The following is a 20052-nucleotide window of genomic DNA, read 5'->3' on the forward strand; positions in this document are numbered from 1 at the left end:
TATCTCCGGAGTATTTCCGTGGCGCCTGAAAATCAAATTTCCACAGATACCCCCAACGAACTCTCCGTCGGTCACACCGCCGATGTTCCACTGGCGGACGGCGCCACGTCTGAAGCCGAATCGCTGCTGAACCACCTCAAACACGCGGCGAACCTCGCCCCGCGGCCCGTAGCGAGCGCCCCCAACATCCCCGATTACGAGATCCTCGAAGAACTCGGGCGCGGGGGAATGGGCGTTGTTTATAAGGCCCGGCACCTCCCGTTGAACCGTATTGTCGCGCTCAAGATGGTTCTCACGTCCGAGCACCTCTCGGTGAGCGAGGTCGCGCGGTTCCGGGCCGAAGCCGAATCCGTTGCCGCGGTGAAGCACCCGAACGTGGTGCGGGTGTACGAACTCAGCCCGTTCGAGTCCGAACGGCCGTACTTCACGATGGAATTCGTCGAAGGCGGGAGCCTGGCCAAGTTCCTCAAAGCACACGGCCGACTCGACCCGCGCTCCACCGCCGACCTCATCGCGAACGTGGCCGACGGGCTTCAGGCCGCTCACGACGCGGACATCGTTCACCGCGACATCAAGCCGGCCAACATTCTGTTGAGCGCGGCACGTGGCGCGCGAAATGCGGAGCGCGAAACCGGTTCGTCTTCGGTGCCCAGTTCCTCACTCCTCACTCCTCACTCCTCGCTCTTCCCACAGGTGTCCGATTTCGGTCTCGCCAAGCGCCTCGCGTCGGACGTGACGCGGACACAAGGGCCGGCGGGTACCCCGGCGTACATGGCCCCGGAACAGGCCGGCGGAAAGGCCAAGTTCGTCGGACCCGCCGCGGACGTGTACGCGCTCGGCGCGGTCCTCTACGAGTGCCTCACCGGGAAGCCGCCGTTCGACGGACCCGACCAGTGGGCCATTGCCCAGCAAGTTCTGGACGCGGCTCCCGTCTCACCGCGGGCCGTCCTTCCGACCGTTCCGCGCGATCTGGAACTGATCTGCCTCAAGTGTTTGGAAAAAGAACCGCACCACCGCTACCCCAGCGCTGCGGCGCTGGCCGACGACCTGCGACGGTTCCTCGCCGGGCTCCCGGTGAGCGTGCGCCCCATTGGTCTCATCAAACGCACCGCGCGCTGGGCGCATCGGCGCCCGACGGCCGCGGCACTGGTGACACTCACCGCGGGGCTACTGTTCGCAGTTCCGCCACTGGTCGTGTGGGAGCAGGGCCGGCTCGATCAGCGTGCGGCCGACACTGCCGCCGCGGAGGAAGCGGCGCGATTAGCCAAAGTCGCCGAAGACCGAGAAAAAGACGCTCACGCCGCAACTGCTAAAGCGGCACGAGCGGCCCTGAAACTCGCTGACGCGCGCGAACTGTTCGCTATTCAAAACAAGCTCCGGAGCCGCGCCGTCGACCGACCGCTGTCCTGGACGTTTGAGAGCCACACGGACTTGCAAAAGGCCGCGGCCCTCGCAGTGGGCGAACCGACCGCGATGAGCGATCTGCGATCGGCCGCGGCCGTTGCAATTCTCGGGGCGGACTTACAGGAGCGCCCTCCAATTGTGAAAGGCTTCAGCGCGTCGGCCGCGGCAACCGATCCGAAAACCGGGATGATCGCCATCGGCGAATACTTGGTCTGGACCCCTCTCTCGGTGGGGGTGCGATTAATCGACCCATCGACCGGGGCCGTCGTTCGCGAATTGGCCTTCCCCGCGGGCTTGGTTCGCGACCCGATGGGGTACATCAAGAGAGCCCCGGACTACGTCTCTTCACTCGTTTTCAGCCGCGATGGAAAACGCCTCTACGCCGGGACGCGGAGCTCCCAGGTGGTCCGGTTCGATCTGGACAAGCCGGGAAACGAGCCGGCCAAGACGTGGAAAGCCTCCATCACGTCGCTCGAGCAAATTGCCCTCAGCCCGGACGGGAAGACGCTCTACGGTCTGTGTCGCCCCGAGAAGCCGGTACTCGCGTGGGCGACCGAGACCGGAAAGTTGCTCGGAAAACTCGAGCCGGCGGACGCCCCGATCACCTCGTTCGCGGTCCTCTCGACCGGCGATGTTGTCACGTGCGACGCTCACCAGATTCGGCGCTGGGCACCGAACCGGCGCCCCACACAGACGGTCACGAGCACGGGCGCCTGGCGCCTCGCCGCGACCTCGACCGGCTCGCTGCTCGTCGGGGACGGGCGCGACCTCGTCGTATACGACCGCGACGCGCTCGCACCGCTCGAACGGTTCGTGACCCCCGAGTTGCGGCGCGGGATTCACGAAGAGTACGTGCGAACGATCGCGGAGCACCCGTCGGGCGCGTTCGTGGCGACCTCGTCCGGGGACACGGACCGCACCGTGCGGGTGTGGGAGCTCGCGTCCGGTAGGCCCGTGGGTACGGTCTCGGTCACGGGTACGGGGCCGATCGCGCTGGCGTGGTCCGGTGACGGGAAGACGCTGTTCGCGACGGCCCACGATCAACTCGAGCGGTGGACGTTCCGGGCCACGGACGCCCAACGGTTTGCCTGCTTCAGCGGTTCGGCGGTGGCAGCGGCGGCTTTCGTTTCAAGTGATCGAATCGCGGCACTCACCGAACCCAACGGGCCGAACCGGGAATTCCTCGTCGGACCGACCGGCACCACGAAAACATCTGTCCAAATCCCGGAGCGCGGGGGGAACGGACGGGCGGGGGTTACGGCCGCACCGAACGGCACGTTCTGCATCAGCCCGGCCATGTGCGGGCTCGTGGCCTGGGGACCGGGTGTCCCGGTTCCCCCGCCGGCGTTCACGAAAGAGATCACGTGGTGCCCGCACTTCGATCCGAGTGGTAACACGCTCTGGGCGATCGTGTCCGCGTCCGAGGTCATGGCGTTCGACCCGGTTACGAAAGAAGTGCGCGCCAAATGGAGCAACGCGCTGAGTGGCGTTACCAGCGGCGTGGCGAGCCTGGACGCGCTCGCGGTCGGGCGAACCGTGATCGCCGTGGGCGGGCGCAACGGTTCGGTCTACTCGCTGAAACCGGAAACGTGCGAACTCGTTACCGCGTTTCCGGTCCCCCGCGACCCGGTGCAATCCATCGGGCTCGCGCCGGACGAATCACTCATCGTCGCGGGCACGCAGAACGGAAAACTGCGGATCATTCGCACGGCCGACCAAAAAGAACAGTCCGCGGTTGCCGCGCACCCGGGTGGTGTGACGGCGGTCTCGATTAGTTGCGACGGGACGCTACTCGCTACCGGCGGGCGCGACCGCGTCGTGCGGTTGTGGAAGCGGGTCGGCGACCGCTTCGAGCCGCTGTTCGCGGTATCCGACCTCAGCGGACCGGTGCGCGAGCTCCAGTTCCATCCCACCGACAACCGGCTCCTGGTGCTCGTGGCTCAAGAGCGCGCTGTGCGTGTGTGGGACGTAGACGGCTTGAAGACGCAACTCGGGCAACTCAAACTCGCGTGGTGAACCGCGAGCACTTCGGCCACCGGCCGGAATGTCCGGTGAAGCCGCGCTTCGGCGCATTCATTTTATGGCACCAGGGGTGTTGATTTTTATAAATATGTTCACTAAAATAATTGTAGACCAAGTGGCCGATCGCCAACACGGAGAGAAACGCATTTGGGGTGCAGAAATCGCGGATTCGCGAGTGATGTGGGCGATTGTTAGCAAATGTTAGCTGTCGGCGCGGATCGGTGAGAAGGCGACAGCGTCAATGAGCTTGAAATTTAGCAGTTGGTGCATCTCGCTCCTATGGCTCACCCGCAGGGGTCAGAATTGTTAGCAAATGTTAGCCTCGTTTCGAGATCCGTGTAACGACCACACGAGCCGCGACCGCAACAGTAGTTTCAAGTGATTTGGCAGTGCCGCATGGGAGTTCCTAAGTTCAAGGTTCTCAGGCACTTGAACGGGAGCCTCCCATGCGACGTGGTTACTCTACGATCACCCCGGCGGTGGTCCACGCACTGACGCGCCGAACGTTGGAACGGGCCCTGGGTTGGACCGACTACAAGCGGTCGGTCACGCGCACCCAGTTGCTCGACCTGGTGCTGTTGATCGCGGGCACCACCCGCACGTTGTTCGCGGTAGTGACCCGGTACTTCGGGTTCTCCCACGAGACCGCGCGACAGGCGATGCACGCCAACCGGGGTTCCCGGGACCAACTCACGGCCCGGTTGGTGGATGCCCTTCACCAGGTGGCGGGGTTCACGCGCCGGGACCGGAGGCGCCGGTGGACGTGTGCCATCGATGTGCATTACGTCCCCTTTTATGGGGATCGCAGCACCCCGGGGATCATCGGCGGACCCAAGAAGGCCGGGACCTCGTTCTTTCACGCGTACGCCACCGGGGTACTGATTCACAAGCACCGGCGGTACACCGTGGGGCTGATGAGCGTGACGAAAGGAACCAAGCCGCACCAGCAGGTGCAGACCCTTCTGGACCAGGTGGCGGCCCGCGGGCTCACGGTCCGCGGGGTGGTTCTGGACGCCGGGTTCGACAGCGGGGAGACCCTGTTGCTGTTGCAGGAACGGAACCTGAGCTACACGGTCCCGATGCGCAAGAAGGGCACCGGTACCAACCGCCGCAACGCCAGCTACACCCAACCCCACGGCACCATCACCACCATGGAGTGGGTCACCGAGAAGAGCCGCAAGGCGGTATCGACTCGGGTGCTCGTGTGGCAACGGAAGGGCGAATCGCACGCCCGGGTGTACGCGTTCCGCGGGTGGGGCGATGCGACCGCCGTGTCGGAGGCGAACCGGGCTCGGTTGGGGCGCCGGCGGTACCGAGAGCGGTTCGGGATCGAGACCAGCTATCGGCAGAAGAACCAGGCCCGCGGGTGGACCACCAGCACCAACCCCGAGTACCGGTTGCTGCTCGAGGGCGTGGCCCTGCTGTTGCGCCAGGTGTGGGTGTACCTGACGCTCCGGATCGCTCGGGCACGCGGGCTCGCGCCGACCGCCTGGGTCGCCCAGTTCCCGTTGGCCGAGATGCTCGACTGGCTCACGCAACGGATCCGCTCACGATACCCACGCACACGATGTATTACCCTGCCACACAATACACTTACAACCAACGCAACGCCTTGAAACTACTGGCAAGGGAGCGGTGGCGCTTCCCGCTCCCTTGCGGTCGCGGCTCGTTACGATGGCCATGAACGACGATTCACACTGTGGCGTTTGGGAAGCGGCCCTTCAGCCGCTTTCGCGCCGGGTTGCTGAGTCGGTACGACACGAACGATCCCCCGCGCAGGTTCCGCAACGCGGGTGCGTTCATGAGCGCTGCAGCCGCTGCATCGGTCAAACCGCCGGACCCGATCGTGAGCCACTCCAGGCCGGTCAGGTGCGGGCTTCCGACAACGGCGCTGATGCCCGATTCGCCGATCCCTTGCGGCAAGTGGAGTCGCTTGAGCGAAGCGGCGCGCGGCGCGTGGAACAGCGTGCGAAGGGTTTTTCTCCTTCGCGCTGAATGTGGTAACCGTCGAGTGTCAGCACGCGGAGTCGGTCGAAGACCTCGGAATCGGCCAGGAGGCGGGCGCCGTTCTGGTTCAACCCGGTGATCGTCACCCATTCGACCGGGGCTACGGCCCAAAGCTTCGGCGCAGCACGCACGAGCGTGGTGGGGCTGACCACCGCCACACCGGGGAACCCGCGCCAGAATCCGGTCCAGCGGACCCCACGCACCGCGGGGAGTTCGGCCCGCCAGCGCTCGCCCAGTTGGAGCGCGAGCTGAAATTCCCGCTGCTGGTCGGGGTCGGACGCGGGGACCGCCTCGTGTGCCGAACGCTCCGCGAGCCGGCACTGCACCCGGATGAATTCGGCCCGAGCCGGGTCGTCGTGTTCGTCGAGCCAGTCCGCGTACATGAGGCGCGGGGTGTCTTCGTCCGGGTTCGCGAGAACCGCTCGGAGCAGCCGGTTCTGATCGCTTTCACTGGCGAGGGCGGCCCAACGCGGGCGCTCGCCGCCGGTGGTCGCTTCGTACCGGAAGGCGCGCACGCCGGTCGAATCGGCGACGACGAGTGCCTTGCCGTCCACGCTGAACGCGGCCACGGCCCATTCCCCGGCGCCCGCGACTTCAATGACCTGCTGAACGGCTCCGGCCGCATCGAGGAGATGAACCGCACCGGTGGTCGGATCGAGCACCACGCGCTCGCCGCCGGGGTGCCGCGTGTGGGCACGCGAATCGTTCTGCGGCGCGCACGCGCCGAGCATCGGGTACGCGGAGCCGTTCCAGGTGACCGCGCCGGTGGTGGGGTCGAAGTGTTCTTTCGCGTCGGTGGTCGGTGTGAGCTTGTTGATGAACGCGGAGCGGAAGTACCAGAGCGAGAACAGCCCCTGGTCGGTCCACACGAGTACCTGCCCGTTCGGGTACGGCAGCGACACTCCGCGAACGCGCCCCCGGACCTCGCCGAACGTGTCGAACGGAACCCACATGGCCGCGCCCCAAAATAATTTTCCGTTAGCTTACCGCAGAGCTGTTTCGGGCACGAGATCGTGAGTGACGGGCAACCAGGATGAGCGTCTCTCGGTCAGTGGCGTTGTTCGGCGGAAGAGCACGAATTTGATGGGTACGGAGGGCAGGACGAGTGCAAAATACCAATGAAAAGAAACGAGCCGCTGGGGACCACCCCCAACGGCTCGTTCCGCCCAAGCCTCCGACAATGTCCCGCTGACACTGTCGGGGTTGCCATGCCGAAATTAGATAAAGCACGAGGCGTGCCAAACTTTGGGAGCGGGTCATTCTGGGTGCTGCGTGCGGCTCTCGAACCACGTGCGAACTTGCGCGGCCAGCGCCTCGATTGTGCCAACGACCGCAACTTCGGGTCGAGCGAGCTTCAACTGAACTTCGACATCGATCCGGCGCTGATAGTCGGGGTGGGTGCCGACGAAGAGGGGCTGCTCGCGGATCTGGGCGCGCCCACCGAGTTCGTAGAGCGCGATCGGACAGAGTGTTTCGGGCGGGAACCAGAACAGCACCGCGGTGGCTCGCTGGAGGTGCCGGAACTCCCACTCGATTTGCGCGTGCGCGGCGGACGGATAGTCCATCGGGAAGTTGCGCCGGCGCGGGTTGAGGAGCACGAGCGGCAGGTCCGCGAGCCGCGCGACGATGTCCGCCTGCCAGTCGAACGTGCCGCTAATGCCTCCGGCAAGGAACACACTCGGGCCGGGGCCGTCGAACTCCGTGAGGGCCTCAATGTAGGTCATTACTTACTCCGGGGGTTGGCGCCCCTGGCCTTCGCTGGTCGCTCCTTCGGAACTCGGCACCGATTCCTTCGCGCCTTCGGCGATGTGTTTGGGAACCTTCACCGCCGCCACGTTCCACGCGAGACCGACGAGTTGCAGGGCGCGGACGAACGTGAACGTGAGGTCCACCTCCCACCACCGGTGCCCCTGCGAGCACGCGCGCGGGGCCGCGTGGTGGTTGTTGTGCCAGCCCTCGCCGTTGGTGAGGAGCGCCACGAACCAGTTGTTCCGGCTGCCGTCGTTCGTGCCGTAGTTGCGGTACCCCCAGCGGTGGGACGCGGAATTCACCAGCCAGGTAATGTGCCACACGTACACCGTGCGAACGATCACCGCCCACAGGAACCACTGCACCCCGAATTGCACCGCCGCGTCCGCGGTATCGCAGAACAGGAAGCCGGCCCCGAATCCGAGCCCGGTGAGCGCGACCGCGTGGGCCAGCCACACGAGCAGCCACTTCTCGCCGCGGTGCAGCCAGCGGAGGAACTTGTCGCCCATCAGGTCGGGGACGTACCGCGCGTAGGTGTCGAGCTTCTGGCGCCGATCGTCGGCGGTGTAGATCCACTCCATGTGCCCCCAGTAGAAGTGATCCTTGGGGCTGTGCGGGTCGCCCTCTTCGTCGCTGTGCTGGTGGTGGATGCGGTGCGTACACACCCACCACAGCGGGGAGCCCTCCATGCAGCACACGCCGAACAGCACCCAGAGCCGCTCCAGGGGCTTGGGGAACTTCGCGGCCGAGTGCGTCAGCATCCGGTGGTAGCCCAGGTTGATCCCGAGCGAACCGAAGATGAAGTTCCCGATGACCAACACGGGAAGGCCCCACCACACGAACGTGTAGGGCAGGAAGGCGAGCGGGACGAGCAGGTGGACCGACACGATCGCCGCCAGGAACCAGAACACGCGCCGTTTACGGGCGCGTGCGGCGGGAGCTGATGCTGGTGCGGGGAGCGCGGTCGACTGTTCCGGTGTAGTGGGGATGGGAGCGGGTGCGGACGGAACGGGGACCGTACTCACGGAGTATTCCTCGGGGGGTAGGAGCCAGTGGTTGCGGGGTCGGTGTATTCAGTAAAGAATAATACCCACGCGCTGATCCGTCTGCGGTAATTCAATTGTGGACCGGAGCGAAGTGGAGCGCCTTACGGGAACTCGGGGACCGGTCATGTCGTTCAGCCCGATGGAACTGATGATCTGTTGCGCCGCGCGCGAACTCGACGACGGCAAAACCGTGGCGGTCGGGACCGGGTTGCCGTGCGCCGCGGCCATGCTCGCGCAGCGGACGCACGCCCCGAATCTGGTCATCATGTTCGAGGCGGGCGGTGTCGCGCCGCTGCTCCCGACGATGCCCGTGAGTGTCGGCGACAGTACCACGTTCCACCGCGCCGTGCTCGCGACCTCGATGGTGGACGTGATGCAGTTCTGCCAGCGCGGGATGGTCGATTACACGTTCCTCTCGGGCGCCCAGATCGACCCCTTCGGCAACCTGAACTCCACCGTGATCGGCCCGCACGACAAGCCGAAGGTGCGCTTGCCCGGAAGTGGCGGCGCGAACGATCTCGCATCATTCTGCTGGCGCACGCTGATTGTGATGAAGCACGATGCGAAGAAGTTTGTCGAGAAGCTCGACTTCCTCACGACGCCCGGCTACCTGACCGGTCCCGGCGCGCGAGAGGCTGCGGGCTTGCCGGCAAACACCGGCCCCCACCGCGTCATCACGGATCTGTGTGTGCTGGACTTCGTCCCGGACACGAAGCGCATGCGCGTGAGGAGCCTTCACCCCGGCAAAACTCTGGATCAAGTGCGGGCCGCGACCGGTTTCGCGCTGGAAGCGTGCGACCCGCTCGGCACCACCGTCGAGCCGAACGCGGAGCAGCTCCACATCCTGCGCACGGAAGTCGATCCGGGGCGGTACATCCTGGGACGCGCGGGGTGAGATCATGCGTGGAGGCGGTCCCCGAACCGGTTGCTCAGGACGGCACGGGTTTCGGAACTCCAGACGACTGATCGGAAACACAACCGCGCGAGGGGCACGAGATGTTCACTCGTTGTAAGCGCGTGGGCCGCGCGGGGAGAAACCTCGAACCCGGTCAAGTTGAGCTCTTCGAGTCGTGACACCTGCGGGCACGATGCGAGGTTCACGATCATTGGTTCACACCCGACCAACCCGCCATCGTATGCGAAGTCCGCATGCAGGCTGAAGCGCTTCCAAGAGGGCGCCCACCGCGCCCGAACCAGTTCCTCGACGGTTCGTTTTCGGCCGCCGATGACACACAGGTCGCGGAGCGACCCCACGGACGCGAACACCTCCCAGCGCGCGAGCAGGTCGCGGACGTTGATCGTCAGTTGCTCGGGGAACCCGCGGCGGAAGTGCCACTCCTCGTCACCTTCCGCCACGAACCCCAACCACGTGCGTTCGTGAACCGAGAGCAGGTGCAGTAATCGGGAGTGGGCTTGCGGGTTCGTGTCGCCGCCACGGACGTACTTGATCTGCAATCGAATAAACTCGGCCCGTTCGGGCTGGCCGTTCTCGTCGAGCCAGTCCGCGAACACGAGGCGCGGCGTGTCCTCATCGGGGTGCGCGAGGATCGCAGTGAGGAGGGCCGATTCGTCACTCATGACACAATCGTAGCGGGTGAATTGGTTTCCTACTCCTTGCCTTTCAGTCGCAAGAGCGATTCCTGTACCAATAGTTTCGCATCGGCCAGAACCCCGAGCAGCGGAACGAGGTCCGGTGGAGGGGCCTTTCGCTGGCCTTGTTCCAGTCTGTAGTAGACCGTGTGCTGATTGAGCGCGGTTAGTGCGTCGGTGAGTTGATCGAGCGCCATCGCCAGGTTCCCGGCGTCGTGGCCCATTTGGAACCGGTAATCATCGAGGCGCGAAGCGTTGGCGTCGGTCATGAGAGTATCGATTGTCGTGGGTTACCGGTGAGGCGGAACCGGTCCGCCTCGTGACCAACGTGCCTCGAACCGTGCTCGATTCAGATCTCATATGTCAGCGGTTCGGTGTTCGGCTTCGCGCCCTTCAGGCGCAACTTGGGCTTCTCTAACACGACGGTCGTGTCCGGTGGGACGCTCTCGGTCAGCCACACGTTCGAGCCGACCACGGCTCGCGTACCGACCACGGTCTGGCCGCCCAGGATGGTCGCGTTCGCGTACACGATCACGCCGTCTTCGAGCGTCGGGTGCCGCTTGTAGTTCCCGTGGAGCAACCCGCCGTCGTCGTCCTTCGTGAAACTCAGCGCGCCGAGCGTCACGCCCTGGTAGAGTTTTACGCCCCGCCCGATGTGGCACGTCTCGCCGATCACCACGCCGGTGCCGTGGTCGATGAAGAAGCCCGGTCCGATCGTCGCGCCGGGGTGAATGTCGATGCCCGTCTTCGCGTGTGCGAACTCGGTCATCATGCGCGGGATGAACGGCACGCCCAGGCCGTACAGTTCGTGCGCGACGCGGTAGATCGTGATCGCTTCGAGGCCGGGGTAGCAGAAGATGATTTCGTGGTGGCTGCGCGCGGCCGGGTCGCCGCGGAACGCGGCCTCCACGTCCAGTTCGAGCGTCTTGCGCACGTCCGCGAGCCGGCGCAGCAGTTCCACCGCTTTCGGCTGGGCAATCTTCTCGCAGTCCGTGTGCGGCTTGTCCTCGCTCGGGCTCTCCCACGGCTCCGGCACGGGGGCGCTGACGGCCGAGTCGCGTTCGTGGCAGAGTTCGTGGCGCAGCGCGCGGGCAATTTGTGTCGTCAACTTGTCGTGGAGCGAGTCCACGAGGCTGCCGACGTAGTAGCCGATGTTGCCAATGTGAAGGTTCTGGCGCTTCCCGTAGCCGGGGTAGAGCACCTCAAAGAGGTCCGCCACGATGTCCGCGACCGCGTCGCGGTTGGGGAGCGGCTCGTGCGCGAGGTGGTTCAGCCGGCTGCATTCCGTGTACGTTTCGACGAGCTGGTCCGTGATCGCGGGCAGTTCTTCTTTGAGCCGAACGTCCGTGGCCATGTCTGCTCCCGAAGCGTGAGCGCGAACTCATTGAAAGGTGACTATCCCGATGGTACGGGTCGGGGACGCGATGCGTCAACAACGCCAAGTGTATGGTCGGGTGGCGAACCGGGTCGGTTCACACAATCTGCTTGTCGGAAATGTCACAAGGTGCAGCACCGCTCCCTGGCTGTTGCCTGTGCAGTCAGCAGTTTCAGCGCAATGTGAGAACTGTGGCGATGGGGTGAGCGAGTTTTCACGAGGTGTAAATTCCGATTTCATAAGCGATTGCTGCGAAATCCAGTGGCCGGACCTACTGGGAGTCATCGATTGGCACACATCGTGCATTAATTCAGTTGGCGAACCTAAAACTGAAACAGGAAATCGAGCGGAGGGGAGAGGCCGCTCGGCCAACTGACTCAGCGAGGTACTCGCTTAATACAACCGCTCGGGCACTTGGTAGAGGGGAGAGGCTACCAAAGGTCCGGGCGGTTTGTTTTTTTGCGCTGTCAGTTTGCAAGCGAATCCCTCCCGGGTGCGCTCTTCAAAGTTGAAGAGCGCACCCGGGAGCGATTTTTATTTCACTTCCGCTTTGCCTTGTTCCTTGCTCGCTGTTTCTTGATCTTGCTCTTCTTCCATTTCGTGCTGCACTTCGACCACTTCGGCCCGCATGCGCAAGAAGACGATGTACCCGATGATGCCGAGGAGCCACTCCACAAGGCGGAGCGAAAGCCGGGCGACGACCCCGAGCATTTCGGGGCGATCAGAAATCTTGTACAACCATGCGAACGCGGCCTCGCCGACGCCCACGCCACCGGGCGAGATCGGGATCGCCTGCACGATGAACCCGATCGGCGCGATGACGAAGTGCTCGGAGAGCGACGCGGGTTCGGCCGCCGGGTCATTCGGTGGAAACACGCGGGACGCACAGTGGAACGAGAGAACCAGCGCGCAGTGCGCGACGGCCGAAATGCACACGCCCAGCACAACAACTTTCAACCGCTGGCGGTACATCCACACCGCGTACCACATTTCGGCGAGCGAGGTGCCGATTTTTGGCACCCACTTCAACCGCGCCGCGAATCGGTCCACGCGGCGCGTGGGCAACAGGCCCAGTGCCAAAAAGCCGACAATGGAGCCGCTCGCGATCCCGGCCGTGATGGTCACGATTCGCTGCAGGTCCGCGTTGTTGGTGATGCGCGCGTCGCCCAGCGCCCACGCGATCGATCCCGACACCGCGACGAACAGAATCAGGCCAAACAGCCCCATCGCGCGGTCCGCAATCACGCTGGCAACGGCCCGCGTTTTGCGCTCCGGGTGAGCCTTAGCGATGAAGTACGCTTTGAGCAGGTCGCCGCCGACGGACCCGGGGAAAAACGTGTTGTAATAGACCCCAACGAGGCCGAGCCGGTACGCATTACGGACGCTGGTGGGCAGATCGAGCGCACGAACGAGGAGGTACCAGCGGTACAGTTGAATGCCCGTCGTGGTCGCCAGGAGCAGCGCGGCGGCGATCAGCCACTCGTAGGCAATCGGCCCCTGGAGCAACTGCCCGATGCCCGGCCCGCCGTTCTGTGGCCCCCAATATTTGTAGATCACATAGGCGAGCAGGCCGAACCCGACGCCGTACTTGAGGAACGGAACCAACCACTGCACCGCGTGCTTCTTCACCACTTGCCTCCGGGCTGCGTCCGTAATGGGGTGATTGTGCGGTTGTGGTGCGTTTGCGTCTAGCTCAACGGGCGGAGGGTTGACACCGCGCCCGTGCGCCACTATTTTAATTTTCACCGAGGGGGGTGTAGCTCAGTTGGTAGAGCGCTTGAATGGCATTCAAGAGGTCAGGAGTTCAACTCTCCTCACCTCCACCTCACGCAAGCCCTGGAAGATCCAGGGCTTGCTTCGTTTTATGGGGTAGAGTTCTCAGATGGGTCAGGGGAGTCATTGACTCCCCTGACCCATCTGAGCTTCGCGCCGGTCGTTCAAGGCACGATAATTGGGGCATGCCCAACCCACCACGTAAACTCACCCACAACAGCCAATCGCTCACAATAAAAGCATGGTCGAAAAAAACTGGCATCGGCCTGGAGACGATCCGCAGTCGGATCGATCACTAGGGCTGGGATGTCGCGCGAGCCCTCGCGACCCCTGTTGAGAAGACGTTCGGCGCGGGGCCTGCGGTTACATAATAATAGATTGATTTTATTATATTAACAATTTAGTATCAATTTGTCAATTGATAAATATATCCGTTGGATATATTTATTGAGTTAGGAACGGCTTTAAACGTGACGTGGTAAGGAAATGGTTAACCCGTTGACGGGCTTCACCGTTGGGCAACCAATTTATGGGAGGAATTTCACTAATTCGCTTGACAAGACGATTGTTTCAGGAGAAATTGTTAAAACGTGAGTAGAAACTGATTGGCCCGAGCGCTGGAACGCCCGGGCCATGTCCTAATGGAACGGGTCCGTCGCTGGAACGACGGACCCGTGACGGGACAAACGGTTCGCGCTCAACGAGGACGGGACTCGCAAGGTTCTCACCCGTCCGTCACCTCTCCCGCTGCTCGCTCCTGGTTGTTATCCCTTCACGTATGTGACGATCCGTGGCCGAAGGCCTAACGGCCCTCCCGCGCGCTCGTCCGGAGGACACCCGATGTCACGGGTGCGGCACGTACACGTCCCAACGGCTCGGCGTGGGTTCACGCTCATCGAGCTCCTCGTCGTCATTGCGATCATCGCGGTCCTGGTCGGACTGCTCCTGCCCGCGGTCCAGAAGGTGCGCGACGCGGCGGCGCGGGCACAGGGCCAGAACAATCTGAAGCAGATCGGACTCGCGGCCCAGAGCTATCACGACGCCAACAACAAGTTCCCGCCCGCGTGCGGGTGGACCCCCACTAAGCCGACCGGAACCCCGGGCGGCGCGACTCCCTACGGGACTCCCGGCGGGGTGAACGGACCCGCGTTCTTCCACCTGTTCCCGTACCTCGAGCAGGGCAACATCTTCACCGCCAACACCGGCGCGTTCAGTCAGTTTAACTATAACTCCAACACCACCACCAACTTCGCCTCCGCGACCTACGCCAACAGGAACGCATCCGGCGGGGGCAGTTACGACTGGAGCGCGCCGGCGGTCAAGGTGCTGATCGCACCCAACGACCTAACTGCTTACGACCAGTCTCCGTCCCTGAGCTACATCGCCAACAGTGACGTGTTCGACGGGAAGCGCACGATCCTCGGGATCACCGACGGGAGCAGCAACACGATCGGGATCGCCGAGGGGTACGGGTACTGCTACTCCTACGGCGAGGGCAGCGGGTCGTGGAACGGTAACGTGTACACGTACACATACTCCTACGGGTACCGGCTCGGGTACTGGGCCATGAACGCCGAGGACGCCGGGCTGCAGACCTCGAGTTACTCGTGGTCCGATGGGGGCAACACGTACAACTACAACTACACGTTCACGGCCGGTGCCCCGGTGTTCGCGCGGGTGGCCGGGAAGACCTTCGAGAACAAACCCCAAGCCTATTCTTGTGACTCCGCGCTCCCCCAATCCCACTCGAGTGGCTCGATCCAGGTCGGGTTCATGGACGGGAGCGTCCGCGGGGTCCGGGCCGGGGTCAGCACTCCGAGCTGGGAAGCGGCCCTGACACCCGCTGCCGGTGACATTTCCAATGACCTGTGAACCCGAGGAGGCACTGCCATGCGGACGTGTCTCGCCTCGGCGCTCGTGGCGCTCGTCTTCTGCGTGACCCTCCTCGGGGGGTGCGGTACGGAACCGGTGCCCGAGGCCCAGTCGGCGCCGACCGACGACGAATCGTTGTCCTTCACGGCCCCAAGGGGTCGCGGAAGGGAATCAACCGCTTCCGGTCAAATGGCCCCACGTGCCGGGCCACGCGGCCCCCTGATCATGTCCGCCGGGCCGGGCTTGTTCGCTATTGATCGGGGCGGGGAATCGACCGTGTCGGGCAAGGCGACGCTGAACGGCGAGCCCCTCGTCGCGGGCCGGGTGCTGCTGTTTACGACCAACGGACTGGTCCTGTCACCCGGTGCCATCGACGGAGCCGGAAGCTACAAGTTGACCGGCGTCCCGGACGGCCCGGCTTCGGTCCTCGTTCTGTTGGACCCCAACGGGCGCGTGGTGCTCCCGTTCGCTCCGAAAGAGGTGTGGGAGGGCGGTGATCCGCAGCGGGGCACGGTGGCTCCGCGCCTGCCCGGACCGTTCCTGGAACAGTTGCGGTTCACCGTCCCGGCTCACGAGCAGGCCCGGTACCGGGCCGCTCACATCCGGTACGGTCGGGGCGGGCCGGCCCATCCTCTCAAGCTGACCGTCGCCGGGAACACGACGTTCGATTTGGTTCTCACGAGCTGAGTGCGGTTTTATTTATCGCGGCCGCGCGTGCGGCCCCTTCGGGAGGCGTCATGAGTCGGATATTGATTCGCGCCCGTGCCGGTTTTACGCTCATCGAGTTGCTGGTGGTGATCGCGATCATCGCGATCCTGATCGGCCTGTTGTTGCCCGCGGTCCAGAAGGTGCGCGAGGCCGCGGCCCGCACCCAGGGCCAGAACAATCTGAAGCAACTGGCCCTCGCGGCCCACAACTACGAGAGCGCCAACAGGAAGATGCCCGACGCCTATGGGGACTACTTGTATACCGGCAAAGATCCGTCCCAAACGTACTATTACACTTACGGGGCCGGGTACGTGGGGAACGTGTTCTACGGGCTGCTACCCTACGTCGAGCAGGACGCGCATTTCAAGTCCGGCGCGTACACCGGAACCGGGAACATCTACCGACAGGGGAAGTACACCCTCGGGTCGTTCACGGCCAACGTGTCGTGGAAGGCGCCCGGGGGCAAGATCAAGACGTACATCGCCCCGAACGATCCGACCATCGATAAGGACCCCAAGAACAACAGCCCGGTCAGCTACCTGGCCAACGGTTCGGCCCTGTACTCGTCGAAGTCGCTGGCGAAGTTCAACAACGGGACCTCGAACGTGGTGATGTTCTCCGAGGGGTACTCGAGTTGCCAGACCAAAGTCACGTACTACTGGGACCCGAGCACGAACTACAATTTCGTCCGCCAGCAGGCGTGGAACTTCGGGGACTATTACTCCAAGGGCGAGCCGTACTCACCCGATCCGTACTACACGATCACGCTCTATATCAACGCGTACACCTACGACTACTCGCAGGACCAGTACTGGACGAAGCCCCCGATCGGCCCGTTCCAGAGCCGCCCCAGCGCCGCCGAGTGCCGGTACGATTTGGCGCAGAGTTTTAGTCTGGGCGGGCTCCAGGTCGTCATGGCCGACGGGAGCGTGCGGACGGTCCGCCAGTCGGTCGGCCAGTACGCGTGGTACGGGGCCGTTTACGACTGGGACTACGGTGGGGGTACCAACCTCGACTAACCGCCCCGTAAGTGCGTTGCTGAGTAATCCATTGATTAAAACAGCAATTGCAATGGGAATTTAATTAACTGAAGATTTCTTAATAGTCCCGGGGCCGAGAGTCGCTCTCTTCAACGGGTAAGCAGGGTGCGAAATTGTTAAAATCTTGCAATTAAGCAGGACCGCGTCGCGGCAAAAAAGGTTGGACTCCTCGAAACCGCGGCTCTCGGTGGCCCAGCAGAACGGCGAAGAAATAAGGGAGTTTTCGGGGTGGGGTGCGCGCACCCCACCTCGCTCGTGCGCCGTTTCCGGTGATAATGGTAGTTGGCGCATGCGCCGTATGAAAACCTCCGAAAAACTCAAGTCAATATTTGATAAATAGTTGCGTCGATGCGACAAATCGACTCGCGGGCTTCGGTACCAAGAGGTCGCAGGTTCAAGCCCCGATTCGTCAGGGGCCACCAATTTATGCGAGTTAAGGGCGAAGCCGCAAATCGTTTTGTGCCCAACGCAGAACCGAGATTATTGACGCGCGACGAACAAACTTCCTCCCTTCGCTGTTGATCGACGGGTTGCGATCTCTCATCGACCGGTTGCCGGTGCGTTGGCCGAGCGTACTTCGGCCCGAAAAGCATTCTCAGCGTGGCGGGGCGTGCGCAGAAATTGGGGCGAACGAACACGGCCCACGGGGACAGTCCCGTGGGCCGAAGTTGAACGAGCGTGGTGCCATCATTCGGAGCCGTGTCGCCGTTTAGAACTCGGTGAACCCGCCGTCGCCGCCGAGCTGATCGAGCTCGTGCGTGCGCCCGTTCCCGTTGGAGTGGGCGCTCTTGAGGGCCTTGGCGACCGCGGGGCGGGGCTTGGTGGCCGGGGCCTTGGTCCGGTGCGCGGGGCGCGGGGCCGTGCGCCCGCTCTCACTGAGCTTGAACCGTGCGACGAGGTCGCGGAGCTGACCGGCTTGGTCCGTCAGGGTCTGCGCGGTCGCCGACATCTCCTCGGTCTGCGAGGCGTTCTTTTGGGTGACCGTGTCCATCTGGGTCACGGCCTTGTTCACCTGCTCGATGCCCGTGGACTGCTCCTTGCCCGCGGCCGCGATCTCCGTAATCAGGTCCGTCACCCGCTTCACGCTCGTCACGATCTCGCCCAGCGTCGAGCCCGACTGGTTTACGAGCTCAGTTCCGGCGTCGACCTTCTTGACCGAGTCCTCGATCAGGGACTTGATCTCCTTGGCCGCGGTCGCACTGCGTTGCGCCAGGTTGCGGACTTCGGACGCGACGACGGCGAACCCGCGCCCCTGTTCCCCGGCGCGAGCGGCTTCGACGGCCGCGTTGAGGGCCAACAGGTTCGTCTGGAACGCGATCTCGTCGATCGTCGTGATGATGTCCGAAATCTTCTTGGACGAATCGTTGATCTCGCTCATCGCCTCGACCGCGTTGCCGACCACGCGCCCGCCCTTCTCGGCGATGTCCCGGGAGGTGCTGGCTAGTTGTCGGGCTTGTTGCGCGCTGTCCGAGTTCTGACGCACCGTGGCCGTGATTTCCTCGAGCGTACTGGCGGTTTCTTCGAGGCTACTCGCTTGCTCCTGAGCGCCCGTCGAGATCTCGTCGCTGGCGGCGGAGAGTTGCCCCGAGGCGTCGGCGAGTTGCTCGGACACTTCGCGCACGCCCTCGAGGGCGGCACGCACCGAAACGATCGCCTTGTTCAGTGTGACCGCCATCTGGCCGACGGCGTCCGTTCCCAGGTCCGGCACCTGTTGGGTGAAGTCGCCCGCCGCCATCGCGTCGACCGTCGTCACGATCGTATCGACCTTTTGCCGCAGGTCCGCCGCTTGAGCCGCATCCCGGTCGGCCTGTTCCTGCTTGACTTTGGCCTCCCGCTCGGCCTGCTCGTGCTTGGCCGCGGCCTCCCGCTCGGCTCGCTCGCGATCTTTCTCGACCTGAACGCGCTCAGCTTCTTTGGCGGCCACGAGTGAGCCGATGGCCGTGTTCAGGGCGACGGCCATACGCCCGACCTCGTCCTGAGAGTTGACCTCGGCCCGCTTGGTCAGATCCCCCTTGGCCACGCCCTCAAGGACGGTCACCGTTTGCCCGAGCGGACCGGTCACCGACATTGAAATGGCCAGCCCGAGCCCGATGGCCGCGACGACACACCCGGCGATCGTCGCAAAGAGGGTGAACCGCGCCGACGCATAAGTGCTATTGGCCTGCTTATCCTCGTCTTTGGCGATCTCCGCCTGATTAGCAAAGACGTCTTGAAGGATATCGTTCAAGCGGTTGGCTGTTTTCAGTTCCCGAATGGTCGCGTCCTCGGCCTTTTCGAGGTCGCGCCGGTCCATGTGGCCGATAATCTCTTCGTGATCGCGCTTCCAATCGGCGAGGGCACTAGTGGTTTCTTTCCAGAGTGCCGCTTCTTTCCCGACCAAGGGGGTTGATTCGTACCCCTTGATGCCTTCGGCGATCATCTTCCACCCGTTCTCCATATTGTCCCTGGTGGCTTGGACGAGTTTCTCATCGTTCCGCTTCACGGCGACGATCAGCGTCCGCTCTCCACGTTGCACCCGGAGCGCTCCGGCCCGTAACTTGTCGAGGGCGAGAGCCGAAGGCACGAGATTGGTGCCGGCATTCACCTGGAACACTCGGAGCTCGCCAAGGGCGTCGAGGGCCGTGTAGCCGAGGAACGCGCACCCGCAAGCGACGAGGAGGAACCCGCCGATCAGCCGGGGGCCGATGCGGAACTTCATGAGGAAGGCGAGGAGGGACTGGGGCATGTTAAGATCTTCCGGTGCGTGGGTTATCGGTTCGTGTGAGGCCAAGAGGCGCAACTGTAGCACCTCGGATGAGTTCCGATTAAGCGGTCAGCGGCAACGGTTCGGTCGTGTTGCCGACGAGCCGGTCCACGTTGAGGAGTGACACGAGTCTTTCGCCGGTGCGGGCGATGCCGGTGAGGAACGAGACGTCCACGCCCGCGCCCAGGTCCGGCGCCGGGGTCACCACCTTGGGGTCCACGTTGAGCACGTCGGAGACGGCGTCGACGACGAGTCCGACGACCTTGGTTCCGACGGTGACGACGATGATGACGGTGAACACGGTGTACTCGGCCTCGCGGAGCCCGAGCCGGGTGCGCAGGTCGATGATCGGGACCACGGCCCCGCGCAGGTTCATGACGCCCTTGATCTCGCGCGGCGTGTTGGGGAGCGGGGTGATCTTCGAGTACCCCTTGATCTCCTGCACGCGCAGGATCTCGAGCCCGTACTCCTCGTCCCCGAGCCGGAACGCCAGGAACTGACCCCCATCGGCCACGAGTTCGGCCGCCTCATGCTTATCGGGTGAGCTCACAATATCTCTCTGGGTTAAGGTAAGCGGGACGATTCCGGCCGCGCGGGTGGGGTACTCCCGCCCCGGTTCCTGGCTTGAGCTTAACTGTAAGGTGCGCGAATACGCGCTCAGTTATCATCGTGACTTCGGGTAGGAAATTGCGTGACTACCCTAGCACGCACTCAGAGCGGAAC

The 20052-nt window shown here is 63.7% G+C and carries 15 protein-coding genes and 1 tRNA gene; 7 read left to right on the forward strand and 9 right to left on the reverse strand.

Annotation, left to right across the window (positions count from 1 at the left end; all coding sequences use genetic code 11):
- The first annotated feature begins 18 nt into the window (after positions 1 to 18).
- A complete protein-coding gene (locus tag J8F10_RS26850; protein ID WP_210659267.1) occupies positions 19 to 3420 on the forward strand; it encodes a serine/threonine-protein kinase in 3402 nt (1133 codons plus the stop codon).
- A 452-nt stretch (positions 3421 to 3872) separates the two neighbouring features.
- The gene (locus J8F10_RS39295) at positions 3873 to 5042 is read left to right on the forward strand and encodes a transposase (protein WP_246522717.1); all 1170 of its coding nucleotides are present in this window, start codon (positions 3873 to 3875) and stop codon (positions 5040 to 5042) included.
- A 249-nt stretch (positions 5043 to 5291) separates the two neighbouring features.
- Here the strand turns inward: J8F10_RS39295 and J8F10_RS26865 are convergent, their stop codons facing one another.
- From J8F10_RS26865 to J8F10_RS26875, 3 genes are all read right to left on the reverse strand, one after another.
- Complete coding sequence (locus J8F10_RS26865; protein ID WP_210659269.1) at positions 5292 to 6386, reverse strand: TIGR02996 domain-containing protein; 1095 nt, start codon at positions 6384 to 6386, stop codon at positions 5292 to 5294.
- 303 nt (positions 6387 to 6689) lie between these two features.
- Positions 6690 to 7157, reverse strand: a complete 468-nt coding sequence (locus tag J8F10_RS26870) for a nucleoside 2-deoxyribosyltransferase domain-containing protein (RefSeq protein WP_210659272.1) — start codon at positions 7155 to 7157, stop codon at positions 6690 to 6692.
- Positions 7158 to 7160: 3 nt separating this feature from the next.
- Positions 7161 to 8207 carry an acyl-CoA desaturase gene (locus J8F10_RS26875; protein WP_315854169.1) on the reverse strand — a complete coding sequence of 349 codons (1047 nt, stop codon included), beginning with the start codon at positions 8205 to 8207 and terminating at the stop codon, positions 7161 to 7163.
- A gap of 145 nt (positions 8208 to 8352) precedes the next feature.
- Between J8F10_RS26875 and J8F10_RS26880 the strand changes: the two genes are divergently transcribed.
- Positions 8353 to 9123 carry a CoA-transferase subunit beta gene (locus tag J8F10_RS26880; protein WP_210659274.1) on the forward strand — a complete coding sequence of 257 codons (771 nt, stop codon included), beginning with the start codon at positions 8353 to 8355 and terminating at the stop codon, positions 9121 to 9123.
- A 2-nt stretch (positions 9124 to 9125) separates the two neighbouring features.
- Here the strand turns inward: J8F10_RS26880 and J8F10_RS26885 are convergent, their stop codons facing one another.
- From J8F10_RS26885 to J8F10_RS26900, 4 genes are all read right to left on the reverse strand, one after another.
- Positions 9126 to 9806 carry a TIGR02996 domain-containing protein gene (locus J8F10_RS26885; protein ID WP_210659277.1) on the reverse strand — a complete coding sequence of 227 codons (681 nt, stop codon included), beginning with the start codon at positions 9804 to 9806 and terminating at the stop codon, positions 9126 to 9128.
- Positions 9807 to 9835: 29 nt separating this feature from the next.
- A complete protein-coding gene (locus J8F10_RS26890) occupies positions 9836 to 10087 on the reverse strand; it encodes a hypothetical protein (protein WP_210659279.1) in 252 nt (83 codons plus the stop codon).
- A gap of 80 nt (positions 10088 to 10167) precedes the next feature.
- Entirely contained in the window at positions 10168 to 11172 is a 1005-nt protein-coding gene (gene epsC, locus J8F10_RS26895) for a serine O-acetyltransferase EpsC (protein ID WP_210659281.1), read from the reverse strand.
- 555 nt (positions 11173 to 11727) lie between these two features.
- Complete coding sequence (locus J8F10_RS26900) at positions 11728 to 12822, reverse strand: lysylphosphatidylglycerol synthase transmembrane domain-containing protein (RefSeq protein WP_210659283.1); 1095 nt, start codon at positions 12820 to 12822, stop codon at positions 11728 to 11730.
- Positions 12823 to 12943: 121 nt separating this feature from the next.
- Between J8F10_RS26900 and J8F10_RS26905 the strand changes: the two genes are divergently transcribed.
- The 4 genes from J8F10_RS26905 to J8F10_RS26920 all read left to right on the forward strand — a co-directional run bounded on the left by J8F10_RS26905 (position 12944) and on the right by J8F10_RS26920 (position 16565).
- Positions 12944 to 13016 (forward strand) — tRNA-Ala (locus J8F10_RS26905).
- 790 nt (positions 13017 to 13806) lie between these two features.
- A complete protein-coding gene (locus J8F10_RS26910) occupies positions 13807 to 14838 on the forward strand; it encodes a DUF1559 family PulG-like putative transporter (protein WP_210659285.1) in 1032 nt (343 codons plus the stop codon).
- An 18-nt stretch (positions 14839 to 14856) separates the two neighbouring features.
- A complete protein-coding gene (locus J8F10_RS26915) occupies positions 14857 to 15525 on the forward strand; it encodes a hypothetical protein (protein WP_210659287.1) in 669 nt (222 codons plus the stop codon).
- A 50-nt stretch (positions 15526 to 15575) separates the two neighbouring features.
- Positions 15576 to 16565, forward strand: coding sequence for a DUF1559 domain-containing protein (locus tag J8F10_RS26920; RefSeq protein ID WP_261363092.1), 990 nt, complete (start codon positions 15576 to 15578; stop codon positions 16563 to 16565).
- A gap of 730 nt (positions 16566 to 17295) precedes the next feature.
- Here J8F10_RS26920 and J8F10_RS26925 read toward each other — a convergent pair.
- Positions 17296 to 19311 (reverse strand): methyl-accepting chemotaxis protein, encoded by a 2016-nt coding sequence (locus J8F10_RS26925; RefSeq protein ID WP_210659289.1) that lies wholly within the window; start codon positions 19309 to 19311, stop codon positions 17296 to 17298.
- 79 nt (positions 19312 to 19390) lie between these two features.
- Positions 19391 to 19879: a chemotaxis protein CheW gene (locus J8F10_RS26930; RefSeq protein ID WP_210659290.1), complete on the reverse strand. Its 489-nt coding sequence runs from the start codon at positions 19877 to 19879 to the stop codon at positions 19391 to 19393.
- Between the last annotated feature and the right edge of the window lie 173 nt (positions 19880 to 20052).

It is taken from the genome of Gemmata palustris (assembly GCF_017939745.1).
In the GTDB taxonomy this organism is placed as follows: domain Bacteria; phylum Planctomycetota; class Planctomycetia; order Gemmatales; family Gemmataceae; genus Gemmata; species Gemmata palustris.